This is a genomic window from Pseudodesulfovibrio alkaliphilus (genome assembly GCF_009729555.1).
In the GTDB taxonomy this organism is placed as follows: Bacteria; Desulfobacterota; Desulfovibrionia; order Desulfovibrionales; family Desulfovibrionaceae; genus Pseudodesulfovibrio; species Pseudodesulfovibrio alkaliphilus.
In genome coordinates this window covers 1-11288 of sequence record NZ_WODC01000017.1, presented here as the reverse complement: position 1 = coordinate 11288, position 11288 = coordinate 1, and the positions used below count along the sequence as shown (strand labels likewise).

Genomic DNA, 11288 nt, shown 5'->3' with positions numbered 1-11288 from the left:
GGAGGGTGAGTTCCACATCCTCGCCATGGCGTTCAATTTGAAGAAAGCTGTTCGACTGGCGCGAGCCTGATGGGAGAGGTGCGTCCAAAATCCGGCATTTCGGCCAGAAATGGCCGGAAAGAGCCGGGATTGAGCCCAAGCAGGAGTGCTATCACAACTTCAAGCGGAGCGCGGAGCGCAAGATGTGACGCGAAAAGGGGATGCGCAGAGGTCTCGACCTACGAAGGGAAGCCCTTGAAGGCTTAATGTGTATTCAATTGTTGAACGTGACACTAGTGTCGCGTCCTCAATTTTCGTCGATACGATCGCCACTGGAAAACGTCGGCTTCATGCGACTTCCACCTTGCTAAGAATATGGACTATATTTGAGGGCGCAACACTAGCTCGGCGCACCTGGGCAAAGAGCCTTGCGGCTTTGATTGATGAGCCTCCTGATTCCAGGAAGGAGTCTTCTTCCGAATAGTCGCGTTTATTCAGGAGGGTCCGAAACAAGCTGAGAATGGATCCATCTGGCCAGTCTACACCAGTGGGAGCGCAGGCAACCCCAGCCTTTGCCCCGGCGACAAAGGCCACAATGTTTTCGATGGAGCGGGGCAGATAGACACAGGTCACAGGGAGGGGTGGCGCAACACTCAGGCCTTCCTGGGATTTCTGCATAGACCCAAGGGAAGGGTGCATGTCGGGGCATTCAGGATAAAGCTTTATGAGTTCCATGGCCATGGCCGTGGAAAGAGAATCCAGCTCGCCATAGGTGATGGTGATCCCGTCTTGCACCAAGGCGGGCTGATCGGTGCGTTCCCTGACGATTGAGGAAAATGCCCTTGTCAGAGAGGTGTTCAGAATAGTGGCATGGGGGAAAGTTGACATAATGACCCTCCGTGGTGTGAGGATTACCTGACGGACCAGGACTTGATGGATTCCTGGGCTTCCCAGAGATGGTGATACGAGCCCTTTAATTCGATCAGTTCATCGTGAGTTCCCTGTTCGACAATTCGACCTTGCTGAAGAACCAAAATCTGATCGGCGTATCGAATGGTGGACAATCGGTGGGCAATGACCAGTAAGGTCCGTCCCTGGATCAGGTTATTCAGGCCGCGTTGAATCTGGAGTTCATTTTCAGGGTCAATGGAGGCAGTGGCCTCATCAAGCACCAGAATAGGCGCTTGTGCAAGAATCGCCCTGGCTATGGCGATGCGTTGGCGCTCTCCACCGGATAGCATTGCACCGTTTTGGCCCACACCCGTATTGTATCCATCCTTGAGCATCATTATGAAGTCATGGCAGCAGGCAAGGCGAGCAGCCTCGATGACTTCGTCGTCGGTGGCGTTGCTCTTGCCCATGCGGATGTTGTTCATGATCGTGTCGTTGAAAAGGTACACATCCTGAAACACTACACTGAACAATGAATACAACTCCTGTTGGTCCATGGTCTTAATATCCGTTCCTCCAACGTGAATGCTGCCTGTATCGGCATCCCAAAACCGCAGCAAAAGGTTGGTGACAGTGGTTTTGCCGCTTCCTGATTCTCCGACCAAAGCCGTAACGCTCCCTTCAGGAGCGTGGATGCAGATATTCTTGAGCACCTGCTCCCCGCCGTAGGAGAAGGACACCGAGTTGAATGAAAAGCTGCCATCTGCGGGTTTTTTGAAGCCGATTTCGGTCGGCAATGGCTTCTCTTTGAAAATATCCATGACACGTCCCAGTGCTCCAAGGGCGAATCTGAATTCGGTCAGGAACATCCCGAGCATCTGCATGGGCTCGATGAGTCTGTTGGCCATGCAAAGAAGAAAGATGAGAACGGCTAGTGACAGATTGTTTTTGGAATGAGCAAGGCTACCCAAGACAAAAATAACGACAAAGATCAAGTCCAGTATGCCGGTATACGTCTGACAGTATATGCCCAGTCGGGTTTCAATGTTCAGGGAGATTCGTTGCATGGCATCGTTGTGATGAATGAAAGGAAGAAATCTCTCTCCAGTTCGATCGGCCCCTTTCAATTCCCGTATGCCTTCCAGGTATTCCTGCATCGAGTGATCGGTCTTCGCCTTTGCCTCCATGTACTCAGGGCTACTATCTGATGCCGATCTATACGACATAAGCAGAAAAGGAATGGCTGTGAAGATGGCACACAGCGCGGCGGCAGCGATTTGCCAGTTCATGATTGCCAGTGCCAACATCAGCAGGCATGGAATAAGTAAGCTTGCAGCCAGTTCATAAATATAAACCGAGAAAACCGACTCGGTGTACACCATGTCATTCAAAAGTGTACCTGTTATTTTTGAAGGTGTGTTTTTCTTCAAAAACGAAAGTGGCAGTTTTTGTATGTGGGAGCATAGTTTGAGTCTCAATGTCGTCGAGATCTGGTGGCCAATCCTCATAGAATTCCGAGTATACCCACGGATAAGATAAAAATAGCCCAGCAAAAGATTTGCAATGAGGCCACCCCAAATGATCTGCGCCCAAGGAAGGCCGCTTTGCGAGGGATGTAGAAAAGAAAGAATCAATTGGACGGCTACTGCGTACGATGCTGTCAAAAGCAGCGCAGCCGCCGTATTTTGGGCAAGGGGCGCCAGGAGCTTGCTTCTGTGTTCACTGATGAAATTCAATGACTTTATCATACCTGTTCCTTGTCGTGGCATAAGCTTTTGTTCCGTATCGTCCATGATCTTGCCGTGGCGTCGGCTGCCCAGAGGCGGGCATAGATGCCCTCAGTGGCAAGAAGTTCCTCGTGATTTCCGGTCTGTACGATTTGGCCTTGGTCAAGGACGATGATGGTATCGGCTGCAGCTATGGAGCGAAGGCGATGTGCGATGACAATGACCGTTTTGTCGGTCAGGTATGAGGCCAGCCCTTTCTGTATTTCAGCCTCGCTCTCAGGGTCAGAAAAAGCAGTCGCCTCATCAAGCAGCACAATGGGGGCGTTCCGCAGGGCCATTCGTGCCAGGGCGATACGCTGATACTGGCCCCCGGAAAGATGAACATCGCCGCCAGCACCTATCATCGTGTCGTATCCTTGGGGCAGGGTCTCTATGAAACCGGCTGCATGGGCCATACGGGCGGCTTCAATGACCTGGTTGACGGATGCATCCTCTTTCCCGAGTCGAATATTCTCAATGACAGTACCGCTAAAAATGAATGGCTTTTGAAAGACCACAGAGAAACATGCCGCTAGCTCAGCCGAAGGCAGCGACCCCAGAGGCAATCCTCCAATGGTGATGCTGCCACTGTCAGCTTCCTCCATGCCAGCAAGAATAGTGGCAAGGGTGCTCTTCCCTGAGCCGCTCATGCCGACAACGGCGGTCACGGTCCCCGGGCGTGTCCTGAAACTAACATCCTTGAGTACAGGCTTGTCTCCGAAGTTTTTGGTCAGGCCGCTCACATGTATGTCTGCATTGCCAACATCGTTGCGAGTAAAGTTGCCTTTTCTTTCAATCGGTACATCCAGAATCGCCATGATTGCCACGCAGCTGTAGTAAGTGCGCATCACAAAGGATGAAAAACGCAGGATTGCTACCAGCGGAACCAGGGCCAGGCTTCCGAGCATGATGGCGAGGATGTAGCGATCAATGGGCAGGGTCCCCTGCATGTGGAAGATTCCCCCCGCAATGGACATGGCGGCAAGAGGGGCCGCAATGACAGTGAGATAGTTGCCCCAGCGGAGCGCGTAGAAGGAGACTACGTGTTCTTGCATGGAATTCAGCCTGCGCACAGCTTCGCCCATGCGGCTGAATGATTCCGTGGACTTGTTGAAAATCTTGATGTCGGGCATGCCTTGAACGAAGTCCGCTGAATCCACGTGAAGCATAACCAGGGCTTCATTGTACCGCTGCATGAATTTGTTTTTAAACGCATCCTTGTAGCTACCTACCTGGATAGAAGCTGCATAAACCATCAGTACAATCAGCAACAGGGCCAACCTCCAGTCGACCCAACTCATGACCAAGATAGATACAAAGGGCAGACACAGGGCGGAAACTGTATCGGTAATGTTATGGGCTATGAACTTGTCAATCTCGCCAACGTCTGTATTGAGTATTTTTTTTAGTTCACCTGTGCTTCTGGTTGCAAACCAATGCAAGGGAAGTTTGCCGAGATGCTCCATGAGCGCAAGACGCAGTGTCCGGCTGACTTGTGCGGCTGAAAGATGGGAGAGCCATGAGGACAGAAGTCGAAAGGAAATACAAGCAAATATTGCAGAAACAGCCAATGCAGCAGGCCATGCCGATGGAGTTGAGTCTGTGCTGTAAAGAGAGTCCCGAAGCATTTCCCATCCAGCTAAAATGGGGATGGGGTAGACAATAGATGCCATGGCGGCCAGCAAAATAGCGCCGACGAGTTTTGGTGCTACCCCAGGGGCTCTCTCGCAGGTATTTTTCATAAAAAAAAGGATGCCCACGCAGGAATCTCCTAGATTAAATGTGAATGGCAACGGTATTTGTATTAGGATATGCTTGGAAAAACATGACCGACTTTCGCAATATGTTCACCAAAGCTCACATCTGCGACAATTTCGGGTAGCAAAAACAAAAAAGAGTTTACGACGATCTGTCGTAAACCCTTGCTTTTCCTGGTCGGAATGAGAGGATTTGAACCTCCGGCCTCTGCGTCCCGAGCGGGATGGTTTCTTCTTACGTTTATGTTTTTATTATTAAAAAATGGTTACCGATTCCGCAGCTCAGCTACCAGCGATAGTTGAATTGCAAGCCGACTTCTCGGGGGGGAGCCATGATCACGATATCCAGGTTTGCTCCGCCGTAGGCGTTGGCGTACCGTTCGTCAAAAAGGTTGGTAGAGTAGAGGTATACGTCAAACGATTCCGCTTCATATCCGACCTTGGCATTCGCCGTGATGACGGGATCACGAGAGTCAATATTGTCAGCCGCCCAGTACATTTTCCCAGCGTATTGCGCTCCTAGTTGAGCCATGAGCCCACTGCCATGACGGTACACAAGCGAGACGTTTCCGGTGTAATTCGGGGTGTTCTCCACTTTTTTCCCGGAATAATCCACATCTGTGCCCGCAAAGGACTTGCTGATGAAGTCGTCATACTTGGCGTGAGTGTAACCGACTGCAGCCATGGCTCTTAGCTCGGAGCTGATCTGCATGTCCAAATCGAGTTCCGCACCATAGGCGGTCGCCGCTCCTGCGTTTTCTGCGAAAGTCGACACAGCTATGGCATCCCATTGACGTACCTGCATATCCTTGTACTTGGAATAGAAGAGCGTCAGGTTGGCATTGAGTCGTTTGTCAAGCCATGAAGTCTTCGCACCCAACTCGTAGTTCCAGGCAGTCTGTGAGTCGTAGGTGTATTTGACCGTGGACACCGTGTTCTGCCGATTGTATCCGCCGGGCAGGAAGCTCTTGTTAACACCTGCATAGATCATGTGCTCATCGCTGATGTCGTAAGAAAGAACGAGCCTGGGCAACCATTCGGACCATGAGTCGCTGGGGTTGACTTCATATTGAGGGACTTGAAAGAGCTCATAGTGAAGTGACGCGTTGCGTTTGACATATTGCCAGCGCAATCCGCCCGTAAGTGTGAAAGCCTCGGCAAGCGGAATCTCGACCTGTGCAAATGGTGCGAAATCAAGCGTTTTTTCTTGGTACGGATAGTCGGTGATCTCCACGCCGCCCATGACCAAGTTGAATTCTTTGCGGTCGAAATCCCTGTATCCACCATACAGACCCGCCAACCAGTTGAAGCTGTTTTCTTTGTCCTCGCGGCTTTGCAGCCTCAACTCCTGTGTGTATTCACTGCTGACATCGTGGTAGTTGGAAAGCCCGCCAACGGCAGGACCGTATATAGGCTTTGTGTCCAGCGATGACTTCATGATGTCGTTGCGATAGGTTGTGATGCTTTTGAATGTCAGGTGCTCGAAATCGACTGCGCCATGCAAGGCCATGTTCACGATGTCCTCATCCCGATAATCCGAATCAGCCGCTGGCGACTCCAGCGAAGCCGATTTGCCGAGGGCATACGGGATAAAGCCATCGCGTTTTGCGGTGTAGTCCATGTGAAGATTCAGTTCCGATTCATCCGTTGGAAGCAGGCGCATTTGCCCTTTTAACCGCACATTGCGTTCGAGATTGCTGTCGGAGCTGTTGGGGTGGTCCATAAATCCGCTGCTGTGGGCATGGCTGCCAGCCAGCGAGAAGAAGAGCTTGTCTTCAACGATCGGGCCGCTGACGACACCCCCGAACCCGTAGCTCTCTTCGGTCCCGGCATCTGCGAAAGCCTTGCCCTGGAGCTCGTTGTCCGGCTTTTTGGATATAATATTCACAACACCGCCAAAGGCGTTTTTTCCGTAAATGGAAGATTGAGCGCCGCGCAAGACTTCAATTCGCTCAATGTTTAAAAGGTTGGCATCAAGAAAGGAATAGGAGTCGACCGGGACGCCATCAATGTACATGACCAGGGGGCTCGTTTCCGTGCCGGTGGACGAGAGCGCTCCACGAAACGATAGTTTTGTGTTTCCGCCAATGTCTTCCACCTGCATTAAACTCGGCACACGGGCGAGCGCATCACGAATTGTTTTGATATTGTTGTCTTCCAGGTCCTGCTCGGTAAAGACGGTCATAGCTATTGGAGTCTTCTGCACGTCTTTGCTGCTTTTATCTGCTGTGACCACAACGCTCGGAAGCTGGTAGCTTTTTTCCCCTTCCTGTTCAGGTTCCTTCTCTTTGTCGGCAGCGCCTGCAAGGGCTGGAATGCTGAGCAAAACGCAATAGAGAGTGGCTGTGACGAGATGTTTCAGTGTGGTTCGTAGATGTTTGGGCACGCGATGATCCCTCCCTCGATACATAAATTGGTTTATGGTGAGTCCTCAGCATGCGCCGAGTGTTGAAACTTTTGGCCAGTCCAATGTTTCGGTTTTCATAAAGTGGCTAAATACATAGGACCAGGGGATGCGTCTTGACCGAAGCTCGTTAATTCCTGGCCGATTGTGATTTTCATTATCGAAGCCAGGGTCTCGGCCTAGATTCGGGAAGGTTTTGAGCAGTTTCCTGGACAGATAGAAGGCCCCGTACGGATACGCTCCATGCGGATCCTTGTCATCCGCAAGACAGTGTCCCTGTCCGTTGCTACCGGATCATTCTTTGCGCATGAAGGGTGCTTGGCCAGCCATTGCATCGGCTATGGGCTGTCGTTGGTTCTTGAACTGGCCTGTGGGCGCTGGAAGCCAGCCCTCTTCTACCATGGCATCGTGGCAGGCCCTGAATTGATCGAAGGAGAAGCGAGGTATCCTGTTGCCTTTGGTGCCAAGGGCAGCCAAAGTGTTTTGCATGTCTATCCGGAGGGGGAGAATCGGATCGTACCCATCCTTGCTCGCCATGGAGAGCAGGATTTTTGAATTGTCGTCATGCTCAGACTCGGGAAGCTGCCTCAGTCTTTCGACCCATTCAGGGGCTGGGATGGTCGTGATGTCATGGCCCAGGCGTCGCAGATACTGCTCCCACACCGACCATGGCTCTGGCTCGGGGTTGCATATGTGGAACGCCTTGCCTGTGCTCCGGGCCTCATGCGGCCATGGCTCTCGTGGCCACGGATCGCGTCCAGCGCAGGACGTTGTGACTGCACTATACGCCGGAGTAGGCCTCATTGTAGACGATTTCCTTGTCTTGTAGTGTCTTGCGAACCCTGTGATACAGGAGGATCGCGACCAAAGAGATGCTAATGGTCAGGGAAATCCACCAGCCGTGGATACCGAAGAGCCCCGAAGGGATCGACAGGCCGAAGGGAAGCGGCATCCCGGAAAGAATGTAGCCAAATGGCATGCAGAACAGCCAATAAACGGAAGCCGTTATGGCGAAAGGTTTGGCCGTATCTCCCACTCCGCGCAGGATTCCGTTGCAGCAAATTTGAATGGCATCCGAAAACAGGAACAGGGCTGCAATTTTAATGAGTCCCGCGGCCAGGGTTGCGATCCCGGATTGATCCGCCATCAGAACGGCAAGCGATTTCGCCTGGAAGAACATAATGAAGCCGAGAACAATCCCTGTAATGGCACACAGGGAGAGAATGCTGTTCACCGAGCGCCGGAGAGCGCCTGGGTCTCCCGCACCCATGAGGACCCCCACCCGTATGGACGCGGCAAAGCTCATTGATGCCGGGATGGTGAAAAAGAGCATCATGCAACTGAAAGCCACCTGATGGGCAGACACCTGCAAGGCGCCGACGCTCCCAATGAACAGGGTGATGACCGACAGCACCAGGTATTCGCTGGTGACCCCGAATCCTATGGGCAGGCCCAGCTTGAAAATGGCCTTCAGGGAGGCCGGGTTGGGCAGTTTGATGCTTTTCAGCAGGCGTACATTCTTGAATCGCGGGGAAAAGCTCGTGTACACCGCGAGCATTATCAAAAACAGGACCATCGAAAGACTTGTTGCCAGTCCGCACCCCTGGGCCCCCATTGCCGGGAATCCGAAGTTGCCGAACATAAGGACATAGTTGAAAAACGTATTGAAACCCACGACCAGGACCGCCATGACAGTTACTGGCAGCACCGCCTCCTGCCCCTCGCTGTAGAATCTCAGGGCAACGGCTGTGGCACCGAATGGAAATCCGATGATGACCATCCGGACATACCCCCGGGCATTGTCAGCCAGTCCCGGATCTGATCCGAACCACCCCATCTGGCTGGAAACCGCGTAAACGAGTGCGGCCGTGGCAATCCCGAGGCCAAGTCCCGTCCATATACCCTGCCAGGCCGAGTTCTGAATGCTTTCGGCGTCCTTGGCACCGAAATGCTGTGCGACGATGATCAGGACACCGAAGAGTACGCCGATTACGAACATGTATACCGGCATCCATAAAGCCACCCCCACGGCAACGCTGCCGAGCCCCTCAGGCCCGAGTCTTGCGGCCATGATCGTGTCGATGATGCCGTTGGCAGTCTGAGCGTATTGTGAGACCAGAAGTGGGCCGAACAGGGGAAGGAACTTGGAGAGTTCAGTGCGGAAAGTTTTAAGAATTCGCATCGTTAGTCCCTGATTTGGAAATTCATGCAGAGGAATGTTTGGCGATTGAACACATCCTGACCCTCTAGCAGCTCACCGGAGATCAGTCTTCCCCGGAAATAACAGAATCATATACCATGTTGATGTTGATTTTCATTATCTTCTCGGATAGAGAGAGTTTTGTGGCGTGGGAATCTGTTGTCAGAGCGTGTAGTTGTTCAGTGAACGCATATTGTTATGAGCGCTATCTCCCTCCAGGGGTGGGGGCTGGGCTTGAGACAGGATGGGACGAATCGGCTGCACGAAGTCCTGTCTTGATCAACATGTTTTCCTCGTACACTTTTCCAGCCGTGCACTGTTGTCCGACACACCGTCTGGGGGCATATGCTATACGATCCTCTCAATAAGAGTCCGTTGAAATGGAATTTCGACACGTTGACCCCTCTTTCAGCTTATCTGGCGCAAACAGACGCTCTTGAGCTGGCCGGCAACCCGGTCAACGTTTTCATGGAGTGCAGTCATGGGCAGTTGGAAGGGTGGATATGCGAACCGCTTGAGGGGGTCGTTCTCGGCACTTGTTCTTCAAGCGGGATAACCCAACTTCATAAAAACAGATTTCATTGTGATGTGCCCATGATGATTTTTGTGCTCCTGCTTGAAGGTTCGAGCAACATCGGTTTTGAGCAGAATCCCACCCGAGGGATTCAGATGGAAAAGAACATGTTTTCATGGGGAGATTGGAATGGTGTCGAGGGAGTCACGGAGATCCCGGCACAGGAGCAATATCGGCATATCAGTTTTTCCATGAGTGGAGAAGCTGTCCGTCGACATTTCGGTTCGCAAACCGGGGAAGGAATTATGAAGCAACTGCGCCAAAATCTTTCCGACGCCGGGGAGCAGGTCACACATATTTCCGGTCTGGCCAGCCCAGAAATAATCCTGGCGGGACAGAGACTTTTCAAGCTGCCCCGGATCACGCATCTTGATACTCTGCAACTGAAATCAGCATCGATTGAATTCGTTACAAAGATGATGCTTAACATCCTCGAATGCAAAGCCCGGCCTACCGGGGTGTTTGCGCACCAGGATATTGAATCGATCAAAGAGCTTAAAAGCATTTTGGAGAGCGATGTCTCCCGCAGCGGCAACATAGCCGAGTTGTGCTCCTCCATAGGCATGAGTCGTTCCAAGGCGAGCGCTGTGTTCAAACATCAATACAACACGACCATAGGGCAGTATCAGCATTCCTGCAGAATGATATTTGCCTACGACAAGCTTGTCTCACGGCAGCTGAACGTGAGTGAGTGCGCTTACGAGCTGGGCTACACGAACATCGGGCATTTCATTGCGGCGTTCAGAAGGCACTACCGGAACACCCCGGGGCAGATATATGCCGTAGGCAAGGTTGCAAGCGATAATCAAAAGTCATGACCCCCGGCAAAGCCGGGGGCCTCGCGTTTGGCTATCTCGTGGCGTAGCAAACGGCGCTGGCCGCGCAGTTTTCCAAATGAATCGGCTTCATGAACGACGTACTTGTGTTCATGAAGCTGCTTTTATTCCTTCCCATCAGCGCGTCACCCCAGACTTCCGTGCGGAATTCGCGGAGCGCTTGCGCTGTGGAGGTGCGCGGTTGCCCATCAAGTCTTTGGTGGAGCCAGGCCGGAGGCGGGAGTGTGCGCCGTCGTCCGCCAACTTTTTCAATGGCGAGCAACAGCAGCGCGTACACCGCAGCCAGGAACGGCGTGAGCGTTTCCACGCTTCGGCTTGTGCGGACTTGGGCTTCTCCCAGGCCGAGCAACGTTTTTTCGTCCCGGAAGTTAACCTCTATTTCCCATCGCCAGATGTAGCTGGCCAGGGACATCAGGGAATCGCACCGCCGAGGCGAGGAGGAAGGGCTGAGCCAGGAAGAGATCGCCTTCTATGACGCTCTGGCAGAGAACGAAAGCGCCGTGGAAATCATGAGGGACGAGTCGCTTCGAGTCATCGCCCACGAGCTCCTGAACAGCTTGAAGAAGAACGTGACCGTTGACTGGTCCAAGCGTGAAAGCGCTCGGGCCCGAATGCGTGTGCTGGTGAAGAAGATTCTGAGAAAGTATGGCTACCCGCCCGACATGCAGGACGCCGCTGTCCAGGCCGTGCTCAGGCAGGCGGAGGAGCTTTCGGCTCAGTGGGCGAGCTAAGGCGGCATGTCTAAAGGGCTATACTGAAGTGAGATGGTTATAACCTGACACTTGGCCCTTCCAAGAGGAAGTGGTCATGCCGTCCCTGATCGGGGTATGGATGGAGTTACTAAGCTTCACCAAACCCGAAGAGGAGAACGTCATGACCAC

9 protein-coding genes are annotated in these 11288 nt (G+C 52.6%); 3 read left to right on the top strand and 6 right to left on the bottom strand.

Annotated elements, in window-relative coordinates:
• Positions 1-327 precede the first annotated feature (327 nt).
• The 4 genes from GKC30_RS14720 to GKC30_RS14705 form a co-directional block, all read right to left on the bottom strand.
• Complete coding sequence (locus tag GKC30_RS14720) at positions 328-867, bottom strand: hypothetical protein (RefSeq protein WP_155935735.1); 540 nt, start codon at positions 865-867, stop codon at positions 328-330.
• A 23-nt stretch (positions 868-890) separates the two neighbouring features.
• Entirely contained in the window at positions 891-2663 is a 1773-nt protein-coding gene (locus tag GKC30_RS14715; RefSeq protein WP_155935734.1) for an ABC transporter ATP-binding protein, read from the bottom strand.
• Entirely contained in the window at positions 2615-4396 is a 1782-nt protein-coding gene (locus tag GKC30_RS14710) for an ABC transporter ATP-binding protein (protein ID WP_155935733.1), read from the bottom strand. The genes GKC30_RS14715 and GKC30_RS14710 overlap by 49 nt, the downstream gene beginning before the upstream one ends.
• 283 nt (positions 4397-4679) lie before the next feature.
• Positions 4680-6779 (bottom strand): TonB-dependent receptor, encoded by a 2100-nt coding sequence (locus GKC30_RS14705; RefSeq protein WP_196772918.1) that lies wholly within the window; start codon positions 6777-6779, stop codon positions 4680-4682.
• A 261-nt stretch (positions 6780-7040) separates the two neighbouring features.
• Here GKC30_RS14705 and GKC30_RS14700 point away from each other — a divergent pair, with 261 nt between their 5' ends.
• Entirely contained in the window at positions 7041-7352 is a 312-nt protein-coding gene (locus GKC30_RS14700) for a hypothetical protein (RefSeq protein ID WP_155935731.1), read from the top strand.
• Positions 7353-7578: 226 nt separating this feature from the next.
• On the opposite strand, the gene GKC30_RS14695 is transcribed toward GKC30_RS14700, so the two are convergent.
• On the bottom strand, positions 7579-8979 hold the full coding sequence (locus GKC30_RS14695) for an MATE family efflux transporter (RefSeq protein WP_155935730.1): 1401 nt from the start codon (positions 8977-8979) through the stop codon (positions 7579-7581).
• Between the two features lie 363 nt (positions 8980-9342).
• Here GKC30_RS14695 and GKC30_RS14690 point away from each other — a divergent pair, with 363 nt between their 5' ends.
• A complete protein-coding gene (locus tag GKC30_RS14690; protein ID WP_155935729.1) occupies positions 9343-10389 on the top strand; it encodes a helix-turn-helix domain-containing protein in 1047 nt (348 codons plus the stop codon).
• A gap of 31 nt (positions 10390-10420) precedes the next feature.
• On the opposite strand, the gene GKC30_RS14685 is transcribed toward GKC30_RS14690, so the two are convergent.
• The gene (locus GKC30_RS14685) at positions 10421-10819 is read right to left on the bottom strand and encodes a hypothetical protein (protein ID WP_155935728.1); all 399 of its coding nucleotides are present in this window, start codon (positions 10817-10819) and stop codon (positions 10421-10423) included.
• On the opposite strand from GKC30_RS14685, the gene GKC30_RS14680 reads away from it, so the two are divergent.
• Positions 10806-11138, top strand: coding sequence for a type I restriction enzyme endonuclease domain-containing protein (locus GKC30_RS14680; protein ID WP_155935727.1), 333 nt, complete (start codon positions 10806-10808; stop codon positions 11136-11138). The two genes, GKC30_RS14685 and GKC30_RS14680, sit on opposite strands and share 14 nt — an antisense overlap.
• Positions 11139-11288 lie beyond the last annotated feature (150 nt).